The organism is Corallococcus sp. Z5C101001 (genome assembly GCF_007352635.1).
GTDB lineage: Bacteria > Myxococcota > Myxococcia > Myxococcales > Myxococcaceae > Corallococcus > Corallococcus silvisoli.
Window position 1 is genome coordinate 553,204 of record NZ_VKLU01000005.1, and the last position, 16,444, is coordinate 569,647.

14 protein-coding genes are annotated in these 16,444 nt (G+C 70.0%); 7 read left to right on the forward strand and 7 right to left on the reverse strand.

The window, feature by feature from the left end; genetic code table 11:
• Nucleotides 1-22 precede the first annotated feature (22 nt).
• Nucleotides 23-709 carry a response regulator transcription factor FruA gene (fruA, locus tag FOF48_RS12665; RefSeq protein WP_120537371.1) on the reverse strand — a complete coding sequence of 229 codons (687 nt, stop codon included), beginning with the start codon at nucleotides 707-709 and terminating at the stop codon, nucleotides 23-25.
• Nucleotides 710-1,192: 483 nt separating this feature from the next.
• Between fruA and FOF48_RS12670 the strand changes: the two genes are divergently transcribed.
• Together FOF48_RS12670 and FOF48_RS12675 are read left to right on the forward strand one after the other, a co-directional pair.
• A complete protein-coding gene (locus tag FOF48_RS12670) occupies nucleotides 1,193-1,972 on the forward strand; it encodes an RDD family protein (RefSeq protein ID WP_255442112.1) in 780 nt (259 codons plus the stop codon).
• A gap of 1 nt (nucleotide 1,973) precedes the next feature.
• A complete protein-coding gene (locus FOF48_RS12675) occupies nucleotides 1,974-2,984 on the forward strand; it encodes a stage II sporulation protein M (protein ID WP_143901247.1) in 1,011 nt (336 codons plus the stop codon).
• On the opposite strand, the gene FOF48_RS12680 is transcribed toward FOF48_RS12675, so the two are convergent.
• Nucleotides 2,900-3,415, reverse strand: a complete 516-nt coding sequence (locus tag FOF48_RS12680) for a J domain-containing protein (RefSeq protein WP_143901249.1) — start codon at nucleotides 3,413-3,415, stop codon at nucleotides 2,900-2,902. The genes FOF48_RS12675 and FOF48_RS12680 overlap by 85 nt on opposite strands.
• Nucleotides 3,416-3,561: 146 nt before the next feature.
• On the opposite strand from FOF48_RS12680, the gene FOF48_RS12685 reads away from it, so the two are divergent.
• The 5 genes from FOF48_RS12685 (at nucleotide 3,562) to FOF48_RS12705 (ending at nucleotide 7,083) form a co-directional block, all read left to right on the forward strand.
• Nucleotides 3,562-4,122 (forward strand): HEAT repeat domain-containing protein, encoded by a 561-nt coding sequence (locus tag FOF48_RS12685; protein WP_143901251.1) that lies wholly within the window; start codon nucleotides 3,562-3,564, stop codon nucleotides 4,120-4,122.
• Between the two features lie 114 nt (nucleotides 4,123-4,236).
• Complete coding sequence (locus FOF48_RS12690; RefSeq protein ID WP_143901253.1) at nucleotides 4,237-4,764, forward strand: DivIVA domain-containing protein; 528 nt, start codon at nucleotides 4,237-4,239, stop codon at nucleotides 4,762-4,764.
• A gap of 7 nt (nucleotides 4,765-4,771) precedes the next feature.
• Nucleotides 4,772-5,071, forward strand: a complete 300-nt coding sequence (locus FOF48_RS12695) for a DUF167 domain-containing protein (protein ID WP_143901255.1) — start codon at nucleotides 4,772-4,774, stop codon at nucleotides 5,069-5,071.
• A gap of 8 nt (nucleotides 5,072-5,079) precedes the next feature.
• Nucleotides 5,080-6,357 (forward strand): hypothetical protein, encoded by a 1,278-nt coding sequence (locus tag FOF48_RS12700; RefSeq protein ID WP_143901257.1) that lies wholly within the window; start codon nucleotides 5,080-5,082, stop codon nucleotides 6,355-6,357.
• A gap of 168 nt (nucleotides 6,358-6,525) precedes the next feature.
• Complete coding sequence (locus tag FOF48_RS12705) at nucleotides 6,526-7,083, forward strand: hypothetical protein (protein ID WP_143901259.1); 558 nt, start codon at nucleotides 6,526-6,528, stop codon at nucleotides 7,081-7,083.
• A gap of 353 nt (nucleotides 7,084-7,436) precedes the next feature.
• Here FOF48_RS12705 and polA read toward each other — a convergent pair whose 3' ends face one another.
• The 5 genes from polA to FOF48_RS12730 all read right to left on the reverse strand — a co-directional run bounded on the left by polA (nucleotide 7,437) and on the right by FOF48_RS12730 (nucleotide 16,383).
• Nucleotides 7,437-10,139: a DNA polymerase I gene (polA, locus tag FOF48_RS12710; RefSeq protein ID WP_143901260.1), complete on the reverse strand. Its 2,703-nt coding sequence runs from the start codon at nucleotides 10,137-10,139 to the stop codon at nucleotides 7,437-7,439.
• Nucleotides 10,140-10,198: 59 nt separating this feature from the next.
• Nucleotides 10,199-12,415 (reverse strand): FHA domain-containing protein, encoded by a 2,217-nt coding sequence (locus FOF48_RS12715; RefSeq protein WP_143901262.1) that lies wholly within the window; start codon nucleotides 12,413-12,415, stop codon nucleotides 10,199-10,201.
• A 7-nt stretch (nucleotides 12,416-12,422) separates the two neighbouring features.
• Nucleotides 12,423-14,189 (reverse strand): ATPase, T2SS/T4P/T4SS family, encoded by a 1,767-nt coding sequence (locus tag FOF48_RS12720; protein ID WP_143901264.1) that lies wholly within the window; start codon nucleotides 14,187-14,189, stop codon nucleotides 12,423-12,425.
• A 163-nt stretch (nucleotides 14,190-14,352) separates the two neighbouring features.
• Nucleotides 14,353-15,801, reverse strand: a complete 1,449-nt coding sequence (locus tag FOF48_RS12725; protein ID WP_143901266.1) for a type II and III secretion system protein family protein — start codon at nucleotides 15,799-15,801, stop codon at nucleotides 14,353-14,355.
• Between the two features lie 45 nt (nucleotides 15,802-15,846).
• A complete protein-coding gene (locus FOF48_RS12730) occupies nucleotides 15,847-16,383 on the reverse strand; it encodes a prepilin peptidase (protein ID WP_143901268.1) in 537 nt (178 codons plus the stop codon).
• Nucleotides 16,384-16,444: the final 61 nt, after the last annotated feature.

Below are 16,444 nucleotides of genomic sequence, written 5' to 3' on the forward strand. Positions count from 1 at the left end.
GGGGAGGGTGGGCCGTCCCCGCCTAGAGGTCCGGCGGAGGCCTGACGCCCAGGTGGCAGGCGCGCAGCGCGAGCTGGGTGCGGTTCTCCGCGCCCAGCTTGCGGTAGAGCTGAGTGACGTGGGACTTCACGGTGCGCTCGGCGATCTGCAGGTGCGCGGCGATCTTCAGGTTGTCCGCGCCTCCCGCCACGTACGCCAGCACCTCGCGCTCCCGCTGCGTGAGCAGCAGCAGCACGCTCGCCGTGGGTGACGTCACCGGCGGATGCTCGAAGTCATTGCGGAGCAGCTGCACCGGGAAGAGGCGTTCGCCCCGAACCAGCGACTGGACCGCGGAAGACACGGCGTTCACGCCCAGCCCCGCGCGGAAGAGGTAGCCCGAGGCGCCCTCGTCGAAGCACTGGGAGATGACCTCCGGCGTGCTCACCGCGGACAAGAGCAGCATGCGGACCTCCAGCCGGCGCTTGCGGGCCTCGCGCAGCAGGTTGAGCCCTTCCGTCACGGAGCAGCCAATGGCGGCTTCGCCATCGCTCTCCACGTCCAGAATCGCCACCTGCGGCGGATCCGTTCCAAGCCCATCCAGGAAGCCGCGCACGTCGCGCGTCACCGAAGTGGAATGACCCTCACCCCGAAGCCCGTCCGAGAGGCCCTGCCAGGCCGCCCACGGTCCTTCGAGAATCGAAATACGAACTGCGGATTGATTCGCTGCCATGCGATGGCCCCCCAGCCGTCGTGGCGAATTGCTTTCAATGCTACCTGTCGACTGCAACCTGCCCTGGAGTCGGTGGAACCGCGGCGGAACTTCCGCCAGTGCTGAGCGTGCGAGAACCGCGCTTCAACTCCATCCAGGGTTCTTGTCAGTGCTGCCCCGCGGACTGCGCTTGCGACTGCCGAACTGGCCCGTCCTGGCCGTTCCTCCTTTTACGTTTCAGGCAATTCCAGCCAACCGAGACCCTAACACCATCCCAAGTCTCTTGCGAACCGACCCTGCCCGGACTGTCAATTGCGCACGAATCGCATCGAAATCCAGGGCCTCGTCCGTCAGGTCGTGATCGCTGTCGGCCGTGGGACACGCGTCCGGCGTCCACATTTCAATGTTTCGCGTGCTGTTTCGCCCCGCTGCCTTCATGCGGAGGGGATGCATGCGGATGGCGCGTCCTGGACGCCAAGGGCGTATGCTGTGCGTCCCACGCGCATGACTCCCTCTGCCCCCGCACCCCATGTCGCCGTCGCCACGCCCGAGCGGGTGGCTCTCTCCCTGCCCGTGGCCGGTATCGGCTACCGCTGTCTCGCGTGGCTGGTGGACGCAAGCCTGCTGTTCTTTTTCTGGGTGGCGCTCTACTTCGTCATCACGCTGCTGGTGTCCGACGTGCTGGGCGCGTTCCAGTCCCTGTCGGGGCTCACGCAGACGCTGTTCGCGGTGGGGCTCTTCGCCACGCAATGGCTGTACTGGACGCTGGCGGAGGTCTTCTTCCATGGACAGACACCGGGCAAACGCGCGCTGAGGATCCGCGTGGTGCGGGAGGATGGCTCGCCCGTGGGCTTCCTCGAAAGCGCCGTGCGCAACCTCTGCCGCGCAGTGGACTTCCTGCCGGTGCTCTACGCGACCGGCTGCATCACCATGCTGCTGGACGCAAGGCACCGCCGGTTGGGAGACCTGCTCGCGGGCACCGTGCTGGTGCGCGAGGAGGCCATCGACCTGGACAAGTACACGCGTCCCGCCGCGTCCGAAGCCGCGGCCCAGGCCATGACGGCCACCGCCGCGCAGCGGCCCCTGGGCGCGGAGGACGTGGAGCTGGTGCTGGCCTTCCTCGCGCGCGCCCCGGGCCTGGCGCCGGACGTGCGGCGCCGGCTGGGCGCACGGCTGGTGGACCGCGTGGGAGCCACGCTGACGGACGAGGAGCGCGCCCAGGTGCTCCAGACTCCGGAGGCCCTGGAGTCCTTCTTGCGCACGCGCGCGCAGGCGGCCCACTGACATGGCCACGCCCCTGCCCGCCTTCGTCGCCCGGCGCCGCCCGGACTGGGACGCGCTCCAGGCGCTGCTCGCGCGCCAGCGCGCGGGCCGCTTGCACCTGGAGGAGCTGCGCACGCTGGACACGCTCTACCGGCGCGCGTCCGCGGACCTGGCGCGGGCGCAGACGTTCTACCCGGGCACGGACGCGCACCGCTTCCTCAACCAGCTCTGCGGTCAGGCCTACGGCGCCATCTACCAGCCCCCCCGCGAGCGCTGGGCCTCCACGCGAGACTTCTTCCTTCGCGACTTCCCGGCCACCCTGCGCCGCGAGGCGCGCTTCGTGGGCGTGAGCGCGGGGATGCTGGTGCTGGGGCTGCTGCTGGGCGCGCTGGTGGTGACGCTGGAGCCGCGCGGCGCGGAGCTGCTCGTGCCGGAGGGTGTGCGGCGCTACGTGGCGCAGGGGCGCATGTGGACGGATGACATCCTGTCGGTGGCGCCGCCCAACGCGGTGGCCTCGGGCATCGCCACCAACAACCTCACCGTCACGCTGTTCGCGTTCGCGTCCGGCATCCTGTTGGGCGTGGGGCCCATCTTCACGCTCGTGAACAACGGGGTGCTCATTGGCGCGGTGGGCGCGCTGTGCTTCCGCGAGGGCATGACGGTGGGCTTCCTGGACTTCATCGCCGCGCACGGGCCGGTGGAGCTGTCCATCATCGTCATCGCGGGCGGCGCGGGCCTGATGGTGGGCCAGGCGCTCATCGACCCTGGTGAGCTGCCCCGCGCGCAGGCGCTCCAGGCGCGCGGACGCGAGGCGGTGAAGCTGGTGGTGGGCTGCGCGCCCTTCCTCGCCGGCATCGGCATGGTGGAGGGCTTCATCTCCCCGGGCCACCTCTTCCCCACCTGGGCGAAGGTGGGGCTGGGCCTGTCGCTGGGAGCGCTCTTCTGGTTCTACCTGCTGCGCGCGGGCAGGACGGACGCGGGCGCCACGCGCGACGCGGTGCCGGAGGACAGGGCCTCCAGCCGCTTGCGCTGACGGTGCTTGAGGATGCGCTCGTAGGCGGCGTTCAGCTCGCGCATCTGCTCCGCGGAGCCGCCCCGGTCCGGGTGCCGCTCCATGGCCAGCGCGTGAAACCGCGCGCGCACCACGTCCGGCGAATCCAGCGGCGAGACGCCCATCGTCTGGTACGGGCACTGCTCCTGGACGGCGGTGAGCCACTTGTCCAGCCGGTCCTTCACCTCCACGAAGCGCGCGTCCGCGTCCGCGGTGTCCTTCACCGGGTGCGTGCGCATCTTCGCGTCCGCGCGGAAGACCTCGCTGTAGGTGCTGGACACCCAGCGGTGGCATGAGCCGCACCGGTAGTACTTCACCCGGCTTCCCGCCTGGAGCGTCATCATCACGCCGCAGTGGGTGCACTCCACCGTGACATTCTCCAGTGTCTGCCAGCTCGCGACCGCCGCACCCATGGTCTCTTCGCCCTCCGTTCGCAACACGCCTGTAGCAGCGGCAACCTCCCACGTCCGGCGATCCCGTCAAGAAAATGTCGCCACCGACCCAGGGGATGGGGGTGCCGTGCTGCCGGGCCTCCAGGGTTTCGGGTAGAACGAGGCCCATGCGACCGCTCCTCGCCGCCGCCCTGCTCCTGACCGCCGCCGCCCACGCCCAGGCCCCGTCGGCCCCGGCCAGGGCCGCCTCCCCGAAGGCCGCGCCAGAGAAGGCCGCGCCGGAGAAGGCCGCCCGGCCCCCCACGGAAGCGCCCTCCCCGGACGCCGCCCTCCTGAGGGGCCTGCTGTGGGCCGCGGAGCCGGCACCGGAGGAGATCCGCACGCTCGCCATCGAGGACCTGGCGCTCCTGGGGGACGCGCGCGCCCTGGACCCGCTGGCCGCGTACATCTGGGACCCGAACCCGCGCATCCAGCAGGCGGCGCTGCGCGCGGTGGCGCTCTTCCAGCACCGCCGCGCGGAGGAGATCCTGGGCAACGTCGTGCGCCACCCGCGCCTGCCGGACGCGCTGAAGATCCAGGCGCTGGGGGGCCTGCTCTACCAGCGCACCGCCACCGCGCGCCGGGTCGTGCAGGACGTGGCCGCGGACAGCCGCCTGGGCTACGCGGTGCAGAACGCCGCGCGCTCGGTGGCGTCTCAGTGGGAAGCCTCCACGGCCCCGGCCCCCTGAGGCCCGGCTGCCCGCCTGCCCGCCCGCCAGGCGCCATGACCCAGGCACCCCGCGCGTCTCCGCCCCCGGGGCCGATTCCTGGAGTGCGCCCGTGTATGGGTTAGACTGGCGCGCATGAAGATCACCCCGCTCGACATCCGGCAGAAGCGCTTCGAGACGGCGATGCGCGGCTTCGCGCGTCCCGAAGTGGGCGCGTACCTGGAGCTGATCGCCGGCGAGTTCGAGGAGGTGGTGAAGGAGAACATCGCGCTCAAGGAGGAGCTGAAGCGCACGCAGCACAAGCTCGAAACGCACCAGGAGCGCGAGCGCACCCTCCAGGAGACGATGGTCACCGCCCAGCGCATCAGCGAGGACCTGAAGGACGCCGCGAAGAAGGAAGCGGAGATCATCATCGCGGACGCGGAGCACCAGGCGGAGAAGATCGTCCACGGCGCGCACCAGCGGCTGGTGCAGGTCGTGGAGGACATCAACGAGCTCAAGCGTCAGCGCACCCAGTTCGAATCGCAGGTGCGCTCCGTGGTGGAGGCCCACCGCAAGCTGCTGGAGACCTTCGCCGCCCCCACCTTCGCGGACCGCGACTACGCGCGCGTGGAGGACAACGTCTCCTTCCTGTCGCAGAAGAAGGCCACCTCCAACGACTAGCGCCCCGGTGCCCGCCCCCTGGCTCAAAGCGCTGCCGGAGGGAGTGGAGCTGACGGTGCTCGTCCAGCCGCGCGCGTCCCGCACGAAGGTGGTGGGCGAACATGACGGCCAGCTGAAGATTCAGCTCGCCGCGCCCCCGGTGGATGGCGAAGCGAATGCCGCCCTGGTGGAATTCATCGCCAAAAGGCTGGGTGTGCCCCGTCGGCAGGTGACACTCACCGCCGGTGACACGTCGCGCCGTAAGCGATTGAGGGTGGAGGGGGTTGATGCGGCGGCGGTCGAGGCTGTTATCTCTGGTGGACCGTGAGGCCACGCATGCTCCGCCTGTTCGCATTCCTGATGATGCTGCTGGCCTCGCCCGGGGTGTTCGCGCAGGAAGAGGGTCCGCGCGGCATCCACGCCACGGAGGCCGTCGTCACCGACGCCGTGCTCGTGCCCCACGCCCGCCCCGCGCTGGTGGCGGGTGAGCTGCGCACGCAGCGCTTCGTCATCCTCCACACAGCGAAGGCGGCGGGCGCGGCCCGGGCGCTGGCCGGGCAGATTGAAGGCGTGCGGGATGCCTTCGGCGCGATGCTCGGGCGCGACTGGCCGGGCACCACGGAGATCCGCCTGGGCGTGGGCCGGGACGAGTTCGAGGCGCTGGCGCTGCCGGGCGGCAAGCCCCCGGGCTGGGCGGTGGCGCTCGCGTACCCCGGGCATCAAATCATCCTGCTGGACGCGCTGAGCCTGAGCGACGCGGAAGGCCCCACCACGCTCCGCCACGAGCTGGCGCACGTGGCGCTGGGGCAGTTGGCGAAGGACTGGCCGCGCTGGTTCCAGGAGGGCGTGGCGCAGAACCTCACCGACGAGCGCTACTCCGTCGCCCACTACACCGCCCTCTTCCGGGCGGTGACGCAGGAGCGCGTCTTCCACTTCGAGGACCTGTCCGACGACTGGCCGGACGTGCCCGCGGACGTGGAGATCGCCTATGCGCAGAGCGCCGCCTTCGTCGCGTACCTCACCGGGAAGCATGGCCCGCATGCCATGGGGCTGCTGGTGGACGGGGTGCGCGCGGGTGAGCCCTTCGAGCAGGCCTTCGGCAAGGCGTTCCACTCGTCGCTGCTGCTGGAGGAGCAGGACTGGAGGAACGGGCTCGCGGCGCGCTACGGCTGGCTGCCGCTCACCACCAGCTCCGCGCTCCTGTGGCTCACCGCCTCCGTCCTGTGCGTGGCCGCCTTCGTGCGCCGGATGCGGCAGAAGGCCGCGCGGATGACGGAGCTGGCCGCCGAGGACGCCGCCGAGGACGCCGCGCTGCGCCTGCTCGCCGCGGCCCGCGCCGCGGGGCCGGTGGACGGCGCCGAACCCCTCTCCCCCGCCCTGCCCTGGCCGGAGTGGCCTGGCGCCACCACGCCCGCGCCGCCCAACCCCTCCGCCGCCCCCGCCCAGCCGGAAGCCCTGGAGGGAGCTCCGGAGGCGCTGGAGTCCGGTTCCGCCCTGCCAGAAGCCCCGGAGGACCTGGGCGCGGGCGACGAGGAGCCGGAGTCCTCCAGCGGCGAGTACGAGCTGGAAGGCGAGTCCCCGGTGGGCCGTCCGCCCAAGCCGACGCTCCACTGAAGGGCCCGCGCTGCCCAGGCAGGGAAGGTTCTTCCCCCCACCCCCTGGATTTCAACAGCCGCCCCGTAGGATTTACGCACTCCGGCCTCCCTCCGGGGCCGCGCCTCTGCCCAAGGGTTTGGATTCACTGGGAACGGGGACACGTCTGGCGTTGGCAAAGCCCTTGCTATGTCCCTGCTCGCGATGCGGACGACAGCGGACATGGCGGCGGAGCGGGGTCGGAAGAAGGCCGGGGCGGCCCGGGTCTTCAGCAAGCAGCCTGAGCGCATCGCGGCGCTGTGGCGGCGGATGCGTCTGGCGGCGCACGAGGGCCAGGGCGCTCCGGTCGCCAGCCTGCTGGACGGACTGGTGGAGCCCTTCGTCCGGGAGCTGGGACTGACGCTGGAAGGCGTGGAGTCCAGCCCGTGGAGCCGCACCCGCGCGGTGCTGCGCCTGGCGCCGGAGCGTGGCGCGCGCGCCCTGCACGACGAGTTCGCGCTGCTGCGCCGGTGCCTGGTGGACGCCCTGGAGGTCCTGGGCGGAGGGGACGCGGAGCGCCAGCGCATCAACCGCGCGCTGGACGAGGCCGTGGACAGCGCGGTGGCGCTCCTCCAACGGCTGGCGGACCCGAAGGCGGATGGGCCGCGGGTGCCCTTTGGCGGGTTGGTGGTGGAGTACTTCGAGCGACCGTCCCATGCGCGCAAGGCCCCGGTGGGCCGTCGCGACGAGCGGTCCGCGATGCACTGAGTGGGATTCCAGCGCGCGGGTGGCGCTGAGGTGATGTCGCAAGGGTTTGCCGATCCGTCCGGCTTGACGCTTCTCTCAACAGGAGGGTCCGGGGTCTGGCGGGAGGGTGCGCTGTCGCGGATGGGGGTCCGCGATGCGCCTTGAGGGAGCGTGCTCCTGCTCGGGGGAGCGGTGAGCGCGCACACAGGTTCGAACGCCGGAACGCGTGGATGGGGGTCCGCGCGCTCCGCCGGTCGGACGGATCGGCATGTTTTGTCAGGGGGAATTGGGACGGGGGTCGCGGGAGGGCGCCTACGGGGGTGGGCGCTCTCCCGCATGTCTTCGTCCGCGAGGCCTTGGGCCCGCGAGGCGCGTCAGTGCGCGTCCGCCCAGCTCCGGCCCGAGCCCACGTCCACCTTCAGCGGCACCTTCAGTTGGGCGACGGCGGCCATGCACTTCACGGCCAGGGCCTTCACCGTCTCCACCTCCGCGTCCGGCGCCTCGAAGAGCAGTTCGTCGTGCACCTGGAGCAGCACGCGCGCCTGGAGCTTCTCCTGCCGGAGCGCGGCGTCCACGGCCAGCATCGCCTTCTTCATCAGGTCCGCGGCGGTGCCCTGGATGGGCATGTTGATGGCGGCCCGCTCCGCGGCCTGCGCCACGCCCCGGTTCTTGGAGAGCAGGTCGCCCATCAGGCGGCGGCGGCCATCGAGCGTCTCCACGAAGCCCACCTTGCGCGCCTTCTCCACGGTGTCCTCCAGGTACTGACGGATGCCCGCGTACCGGGTGAAGTACCGCTCGATGACGTCGCGCGCGCTCTCCTGTGAAATCCCCAGGCGCGTGGACAGGCCGTGCGCGGACAGGCCGTACGCGATGCCAAAGTTCACCATCTTCGCCACGCGGCGCTGCTCGCGGTCCACGGCCTTGGGCTCCACGCCGAAGATCTCCGCCGCCGTGCGGCTGTGGATGTCCTCGTCGTTGCGGAACGCGTCGATGAGGACCGGATCCTCCGCGATGTGGGCCAGCAGCCGCAGCTCGATCTGCGAGTAGTCCGCGCTCACCAGCTGGTGCCCCGCGTCCGCCACGAAGGCGCGGCGGATCTCCCGGCCCAGCTCGGTGCGGATGGGGATGTTCTGGAGGTTCGGGTCGGACGAGGACAGCCGCCCGGTGGCGGTGGCCGCCTGGTGGTACGTGGTGTGGATGCGCCCGTCCTTCGCCACCAGCGTGGGCAGCGTGTCCAGGTAGGTGCTCTTGAGCTTGGACAGCCCGCGGTACTCGATGAGCGCCCGCGCGAGCACGCTGCCGTGCTCCTCCGCCAGCTTCTCCAGCACCTCCTGGTCCGTGGAGGGGCCCGTCTTGCCGCGCTTGAGGATGGGCAGCTTCTGCTCCTCGTACAGCACCTGCGCCAGCTGCGGGTTGGAGCCCAGGTTGAAGACGTGGCCCGCGGCCTGGTGGCACTCGGCCTCCTTCGCCTTCACCTCCACGTCCACGTGCTCGGAGGTGCGCGCGAGCTCCGCCACGTCCAGCTTCACGCCCTCGCGCTCCATCCGCGCCAGCACGGGCAACAGCGGCAGCTCCAGCGTGCGCGCCAGCTCCGCCAGCCCGCCCAGCTCCAGCTCGCGCCACAGCTCCGGCGCCAGCCTGCGCGCCGCGTCCGCGCGCACCGCGTACGCCGCGGCCACCTCCTCCGGCCCGTGGTCCGCCAGCGCCCGGCCCTTCTTGCCCTCCACCGACGCGGGCAGCGCGGGCAGCTCCGAACGCAGCCGCTCGCGCGCCAGGTCCGCCAGGGCGTGCTCCCGGCGCGAAGGGTTGAGCAGGTAGCTCAGGAGCTCCACGTCGTCGTGCGCGCCCCCCAGCGACAGCCCCTCGTTGGCCAGCACCAGCGTGAGCGCCTTGAGGTCGTGCCCGCCCTTCTTCACCGCCGCGTCCGCCAGCACGTCCTTCATCACCGCGGTGAAGGCCGCCACCGGCACCTGGGTGGCGCCCAGCTGCTGGTGCCGCAGCGGCACGTAGCGCGTGGTGCCGTCGGGCAGCGCCGCGCCCAGGCCCACCAGCGGCGCCGCGAAGGGCATGCCCTCGAAGGCAGGCACCAGCGTGAGGGCCCCGGCGGCCTTCGCCGCGTCCGCCAGGGAGCGCAGCTCCTCCTCCGTGGTGATCAGCGTGGTGGTGAGGTTCAGCGGCGCCACCTCCGGCCGCGGGGCCTCCTCCGCCGGCAGGTCGCGCAAGAGCGCGAAGAACTCCAGCTCCGTGAACAGGTCGCGCGCGCGCGTGGCGTCCGGGGCGCGGCGGATGAGGTCCTCCAGCTTCACGCCCAGGGGCAGCGTGGTGTTGAAGGTGACCAGTTGCTTGGCGCGCACCAGGCTGTCGCGGTGGGACTCCAGGGCCGCGCGGATCTTCGGCTTCTTCACTTCCTCCAGCCGCGACAGCAGCGTCTCCACGTCACCGAACTGGTGGAGCAACTCCACCGCCGTCTTGTCGCCCACGCCTGGGACCTTGGCGACGTTGTCCACCGCGTCGCCCACCAGGGCCAGGAAGTCGCGCACCTGCGTGGGCAGGATGCCCAGCTTCTCCTGCACGTCCGCAATGGCGATGCGCTTGTTCTTCGCGGGGTCGAAGAGGGTGATGTCCTCGTCGACGATCTGCATGAAGTCCTTGTCGCTGGTGACGACCAGGACCTGGAAGCCCGCCGCCTTGGCCTGGAGCGCCAGCGTGCCGATGACGTCGTCCGCCTCCCAGCCCTCCGCGTCCAGCGAGGGCAGGTTGAGCACGTCCCCCACCTTGCGGATGAGCGGGAACTGGGGCGTCAAGTCCTCGGGTGGCGCCTTGCGGTTCGCCTTGTACGTGGGGTCGATCTTCTGACGCTCCACGCGGCCCGACTTGTCGAACGCGAGCGCCACGTGGGTGGGCTTCAGGTCCTGCAGGGCCTTGAGCACCATGCGGGTGAAGCCCAGCACCGCGTTGGTGGGCACCCCCTTGCTCGTCGTGAGCGGGGGGATGGCGTGGTAGGCGCGGAAGATGAAGCCGGAGGCGTCGAAGAGCGCCAGGCGGCGCTCGGAGCGCGGGGGGCTGGTGTCGGCCATCCCCCGTCCCTAGCGCGCCTCCCGGCGCCTGTCCATGAAGCCCGTACCGGCGCTTCAGCTCACCGGCACTTCAGCTCCGCCTTCTTCGTCGCGACCTGCTCCGCGATGCCGTCACCCGGCACGGCGTAGTCCTCCACCGCCGTCAGGTCCGAGCAGCTGCCCACCGCGTTCAGCGCGTTCTGCGCCTGCGTCGAGCAGAAGGCCACCACGCGGTTCAGGTCCGTGTTGCCCTTGTAGAAGTCGAAGCCCAGCTTCCAGATGCGGCAGCCCCGGCGCCGGTCCTCGCGGTCGGCGAAGTGCTTGCCGCGCAGGTACGACGCGGTCGCCATGTCCTGGAAGATGTTCTTCCGGTAGAACGACAGGTGCGTCTCCGCCAGCTCCGCCATCAGGCGCTTGTCCGTCGTCAGCGCTTCCTTGAACGGCGCCACGGCGCGCTCGGGGTCGTTGTTGGTGAGCGCGCTCTCGCCCGTCTTGAAGAGCTGATCCACGTTGGACACGTCCCGGATGAGGTCGTCCACCTGGGCGTGGTACTGCGCCTGGTCCTCCTTGGAGCGCAGCTTCTGGAGCGTCGCCAGCGCCTCGCTGCCGCGGCCGGTCCAGTAGTCCATCATCGCCGCCTGGATCAGCTTCGGGGCGTAGCGCGAGTTCATCATCGCGCGCACCTCGCTGGCCTGGTCCGGCCCCAGCTCGTCCTGCGCCAGGATGTCGGACACCGGGCACGTCCAGGGTATCGCGTTGCGGTCCAGCTTCGTGCGGGCCACCAGGAACTTCACGAACATGGGGTCCTTCGGGCGCCACTCGTTCTTGCGCAGGCCGCCCTCCAGGCGGAGCGTCTGACCGATGGGCGGCTCCAGGTCCTCCTTGCTCTGCTTCTGGCACCACACCTCCATGAAGTCCTGGCAGCGCGGCACCGCGGCGCTCCACTGCGAGTTGGCCAGGTAGCGCTTGCAGTCGTCCTTCGCGCGCTCCACGAAGCGCGCCGCCGTCTCGCGCGCCTTCGCGCGGGCGCGGCGGAAGTACTCGCTCTCCTTCGGAATCTTGCGCAGCAGCGTCAGGCTGTCCTTCTCGCGGTTGAGCTCGCTGGCCTTCCTCGCGGCCTCGAAGTTGTCGAAGGCCTCCTTCTCCAGCTTGATGCGCCGGATGAGGTTGTTCGCCTCGACGTTGATGGGATCCTGATCCAGCGCCTTCTCACAGGTGGCCTCGGCCCGCTCCCAGTTGGGCGCTCCCAGTTCGTTGGAGGCATAGGAGCGGCACTCGCTGAGCAACTCCTGCACCTGCTGCGCGGGATCCAACGGCGCGGCCGGCCCGGCCTTCGGGTTCTTGCCCGCGCCCGGCCCCACGGACGCCTTCACCACCGCCGCCACCGCCAGGAGCGCGATCACGCCCCCGGCGACCACCACCAGCTTGCGTCGGCTGTTGGCCGCGGGCTCACCCCGGCCGCCACGCCGCGCCGGGGGCGCCCCGCCCGACCCCGGACGCCGCACGGGCGTGTCGGACGCCTCGTAGGCCATCTCCACCACGCCGAACTGGAGGACATCGCCGGGCTGCAGGTCGACGAACTCCTCGCCCAGCAGCTCGCCGTTGAGCAGGGTGCCGTTGGCACTGCCCAGGTCGCGCGCCCGCACGACGGTGCCCGCGCGCTCCACCTCCGCGTGCTTGCGGCTCACCGAGTCGTCATCCAGGACGACCGCCGCTGGCGGCGCCCGGCCCACCAGCACCGTGCCGTTCAGCGGATACGACTTGCCCGCCCACGGCCCCGTCATGCCCTTGAGCATGGGACCCGCGCCCGCGCCCGCCGCCGCCGCGCCGGCGGGCAGCGACCGCGCCGGCCGCCTCGCCAGGGCCGCACCCTCGGGCTTCGCCGCCCCGTTCTGGGTGGCCTTGGCCCGGATGCTGGGCATGGCGCGGGTGCCCTTCACGGGCGCGTCCGCGAGCGTCGCGGGGTCGCCGGACGCGGGGACCGCCGCGCGACGGCCGCTGCTGCCCCGGGCGCTCGCCTTGAGCTTCAGCTCGTAGTCGCCCAGCAGCACCTGCGAGGCCGGCGTCAGCGCCGTGGGCCCCTCGATGCGCTCGCCGTCCACGAAGGTGCCGTTCTGGCTCCCCCCGTCCTCGACATAGACGGTGTTGCCCTCCACGTAGAGGCGCGCGTGCTGCCGCGACACGCCCCCTTCCGTGAGGACGAGGTCATTGCCCTGCTGGCGGCCGATCTTCAGCTCGCCGGCGATTTCGTGCTCGTGCTCAGTGCCGTCAGGATGACGGACGACCAGGGTTGCCATGGGCGCGTCAGTCCTCGCGGAAGATGCTCATGTTGACCGGAATGCCCTTGCGCTGGAGCTCGTCGTAGAACTTCGGGACGAAGCCCGAAGCCACATAGCGCCCCCGCACCTTGTGGTCCTCCGTGAAGCCGTCCTGCTTGAAATAGAAGATGTCCTGGAGGGTCACGATGTCGACCTCCATGCCGGACACCTCCGTGATGAAGCAGATCTTGCGCGTGCCGTCGGAGAAGCGCGTCTGCTGCACGATGAGGTGCACGGCGCTGGCGATCTGCTCGCGGATGGCCTTCACCGGCAGCTCCATGCCGGACATGAGCACCATCGTCTCCAGCCGCGCGATGGCGTCTCGCGGCGTGTTCGCGTGCAGCGTGGTGAGCGAACCGTCGTGGCCGGTGTTCATCGCCTGGAGCATGTCCAGCGTCTCACCGGAGCGGCACTCACCCACGACGATGCGGTCGGGCCGCATGCGCAGGCAGTTCTTCACCAGCTCGCGGATGGTGATGGCGCCCTTGCCTTCCAGGTTGGGCGGGCGGCTCTCCAGCTGCACCCAGTGGTCCTGCGGCAGCTGCAGCTCCGCGGCGTCCTCCACCGTGATGATGCGCTCGCCCTCGGGAATGAAGGAGCTGATGATGTTCAGCGTCGTCGTCTTGCCGGAGCCGGTGCCGCCGGAGATGACGATGTTGCGGCGGGCCGTGACACACATCTCCAGGAACTCGGCCATCTGCGCCGTGACCGTCTTGTACTTGATGAGGTCCTGGATCTTCAGCGCGTCCTTCTTGAACTTGCGGATGGTGATGCAGGGGCCCTTGAGCGCCAGCGGCGGGATGATGGCGTTGACGCGGCTGCCGTCCTTGAGGCGCGCGTCCACCAGCGGGCTGGACTCGTCGATGCGCCGACCGATGGGCGCCACGATGCGCTCGATGACGCCGAGCACCGCCTGGTTGGAGGAGAACGTCTTCTCCGACAGGGTCAGCTTGCCCTTGCGCTCGATGTAGATCTGGTTGGCGTGGTTCACCATGATCTCGCTGATCTCTTCCGACGCGAGGAACGCCTCCAGGGGCCCCAGGCCCAGCGCCTCGTTGATGACGTCGGTGAGCAGCTCCTCGCGGTCCACGTCCGTCGGAAGCTCTCCGTCCGCCTCCATCTGGTCGATGATGTCGCGGATGGCCTTCTCGGTGCGGCGCCACAGCTCCTCGTCCCCGAGCCGGTCCATGTCCATCCGGCGCAGGTCCAGGTACTCGATGAGCCGGTCGTGGATCTCCTTCTGGAGCCGCGAGTAGCGCTCCAGCCGGGGGTCCACCTTGCGCTTGTTCTTCGCCATGGCCGCGGCCATGGACGCGGGCATGCGGCTGGGAGCGGCGGCGGCGGGCGGCGGCGCCTCCTCCTCGTAGGGCTCCTCCTCCTCGTAGGGCTCTTCCTCCTCGTAGGCCTCCTCGCCCTGCTCCTCGTCGTAGGCCTCGTCGGCGGGCTCATCCTGGGGCGCGTCGTCCAGCGCCTCCACGTTGAGGATGTAGTCGCCGATGGAGACCTGGTCGGTGGGCTTGAGCACCATGGGCCCGGCGATCTTCTTGCCGTTCACGAAGGTGCCGTTCGTGGACTTCATGTCCACGATGATGAAGCGCCCGTCCTTTTCGACGATGCGGGAGTGGGTCTTGGAGACGTTTCCCTTGGCGAGGACGATGTCGTTGCCAGCGAGCCGGCCGATCGTGATCTCGTTCTTGGGATACTCCCGCTGCTCCGACCCGCCGCCCTTCTCCGTCAGCGTGATGAGAAACATGGGCAGGGATGCTACCAAGCCATCCCACGACCTCAAAGACTCCTGCGACGCTCGCTCGCCTGCCCGCAAACGGAAGGGCCGGCACCCTCCCCCCAGCAGCGGGGAACGGGGCCGGCCCTGACCGGATCCAACAGAGGTGTCGCGCCCGTGGCGGGCGCCTGCCTCAGTCGAAGATGTTGAAGTTCACCTCGGAACGGGCCTGCTTGTAGCGGGTCTTCACGTCCTCGATGATGCTCCGGACCTTGTCCGAGTCCGGGTTCACGATGCGCGGGGTGACGAAGATCACCAGCTCGCGCTTGGTGGAGTCGAACGCGCGGTTCTTGAACAGTTCGCCCACGATGGGGATGTTGCCCAGGCCCGGCAGCTTCGCGACGGCCTTCTGCTCGTCGTGGCTGAACACACCCGACAGCACGATGGTCTCACCGTGGCGCACGGTGACGTTCGTCTTCACCTTGCGGGTGCGGAAGCCGGGGATGGCGGACGAACCACCGAAGGACACCGACACGGAGGTGTCGATTTCAGAGGCCTCCGCCTCCACCTCCGTCTGGATGTTGCCGTTGCGGTCCGCGGTCGGGCGGATCTTCAGGATGACGCCGTAGGGCTTGTACTCCACCGTGAACTGCGTGTTGGTGATGAGCGGGATGGGCACCTCGCCGCCGGCGAGGAACTCCGCCTTCTCACCGCTGGCGCAGACCAGCTTGGGCTGCGCCAGCAGGCGGCCGTAGCCGTCATTGGACTGGAAGCCGATGCTCAGGTCCGAGCCGCCCGTCGCGCCCAGGATGAGGCCGGAGACGGCGTCCGCGGAGGGGATGAGCGACTTGGTCAGGTTGACGGTCGCGGTGAGCGAGCCGGTGATGTCCGTGGGGTACTTGATGCCGTAGCGGTCGCGGCTGTTGCGCCGGATTTCCACGAACTGGACCTCGGAGAGGATCATCCGCTTGATGCCGACGACGAGCAGGTTCTCCACCTTCTCGCCAATGGCCTTGGTGATGAGCTCCGCCTTCTGCAGATCCTGCTGGCTCTCCACGGAGCCCTCCAGGAAGATGGTCGCGCCCACCACGTTGGCCTGCACGTTCTTCAGGCCCGCCTTCTGGAAGGCCGCGTTCAGGTTCTGGGCGACCAGCTTCTTCGCGTTGGGGGCGATCTTCACGAACGACTTCACGTTCGGGTAGAGGCTCACCACCTGCTCGATGCGGTCCGCGTCCTGCGTGGTGTACGCCTGACCGTCCAGGTAGATGCGGTCACCCACCATGCGCACGGACACACCTTCGATTTCACCCAGGAGGCGCTTGATCTCCGAGATGACCTCGTTGGGGTCCTGCTTGCGGACCGTCACCAGGTAGCTGATGCGCTGCCCGGAGGACTTCCACACCAGCAGCGTCGTCTTGCCTTCCTGGTTACCGGTGACGAGCAGCTGGCCGGTGCCCAGCGTCTTCACCTCGGCGATGGACGGATCGCCCAGCGCGACGCGGCTGAGGCCGGGGATGGTGAGCACCTTCTGGGTACCCACGCCCAGGCTGACGGTGCTGCCCTCCTGGGCAAGGGCGGGGGCAGCGGCCACCAGGGTGACGAGGGCGCTGAGCGCCAGGGCTTGCGTGAAGCGAGTGGACATCGTGTGAATCCCCTTCTTGCGTGCGCGCGCCCGGACGCCGGCGCGCTATCCCAGATGTTGTTGCTGCCACCACATGGCCCAGAAAGTCCCGAGCGCGATGGAGACGCCGTAGGGGATGTGTCGCACGGGAGCGGGCGAGGTTTCCTCGCGCAGCCATTTCATGCGCACCGCCCAGCGGCGAACCACCCCCGCCAGCGTGTCCCAGACGGCCCCCTGCCACAGCAGCGTGACGACCGCCTGCAGCGCTCCCACCAGCGAAATGAAGGCCGCCGCCGCGAGCACCGTGGGGAAGCCCAGCACGCAGCCCACGGCCGCCATCAGCTTGACGTCACCCCACCCCATGCGCCCGCGCAGCGCACCCGGCACCAGCAGCAGCGCGAGCCCCGCGCCCGCCAGCACCCCGCTCACCAACCCCGTCTCCAGCCCACCCACCCCTTCGGACACCCCGCGCACCCCGAGCCCCAGCACGATGAGCGGATAGGTCACGGCGTTCGGGATGAGCCGGCGCAGCACGTCGCTCACCGCCGCAATCACGAGGGCCACTCCCAGAATCGTCCAAAGCGCGAGCTGAACAGGTGTCATTCGGCACCTGCTTCCCTGGGAAGCAGGCGACCCCCATCAAACAATGGAGGCCTGGAGCCCG

Excerpts from the sequence above, each read along its gene's own strand:
- fruA (WP_120537371.1), bottom strand. The coding sequence starts at position 709 with ATGGCAGCGAATCAATCCGCAGTTCGTATTTCGATTCTCGAAGGACCG.
- FOF48_RS12670 (WP_255442112.1), top strand. The coding sequence starts at position 1,193 with ATGACTCCCTCTGCCCCCGCACCCCATGTCGCCGTCGCCACGCCCGAG.
- FOF48_RS12675 (WP_143901247.1), top strand. The coding sequence starts at position 1,974 with ATGGCCACGCCCCTGCCCGCCTTCGTCGCCCGGCGCCGCCCGGACTGG.
- FOF48_RS12680 (WP_143901249.1), bottom strand. The coding sequence starts at position 3,415 with ATGGGTGCGGCGGTCGCGAGCTGGCAGACACTGGAGAATGTCACGGTG.
- FOF48_RS12685 (WP_143901251.1), top strand. The coding sequence starts at position 3,562 with ATGCGACCGCTCCTCGCCGCCGCCCTGCTCCTGACCGCCGCCGCCCAC.
- FOF48_RS12690 (WP_143901253.1), top strand. The coding sequence starts at position 4,237 with ATGAAGATCACCCCGCTCGACATCCGGCAGAAGCGCTTCGAGACGGCG.
- FOF48_RS12700 (WP_143901257.1), top strand. The coding sequence starts at position 5,080 with ATGCTCCGCCTGTTCGCATTCCTGATGATGCTGCTGGCCTCGCCCGGG.
- FOF48_RS12705 (WP_143901259.1), top strand. The coding sequence starts at position 6,526 with ATGTCCCTGCTCGCGATGCGGACGACAGCGGACATGGCGGCGGAGCGG.
- polA (WP_143901260.1), bottom strand. The coding sequence starts at position 10,139 with ATGGCCGACACCAGCCCCCCGCGCTCCGAGCGCCGCCTGGCGCTCTTC.
- FOF48_RS12715 (WP_143901262.1), bottom strand. The coding sequence starts at position 12,415 with ATGGCAACCCTGGTCGTCCGTCATCCTGACGGCACTGAGCACGAGCAC.
- FOF48_RS12720 (WP_143901264.1), bottom strand. The coding sequence starts at position 14,189 with ATGTTTCTCATCACGCTGACGGAGAAGGGCGGCGGGTCGGAGCAGCGG.
- FOF48_RS12725 (WP_143901266.1), bottom strand. The coding sequence starts at position 15,801 with ATGTCCACTCGCTTCACGCAAGCCCTGGCGCTCAGCGCCCTCGTCACC.
- FOF48_RS12730 (WP_143901268.1), bottom strand. The coding sequence starts at position 16,383 with ATGACACCTGTTCAGCTCGCGCTTTGGACGATTCTGGGAGTGGCCCTC.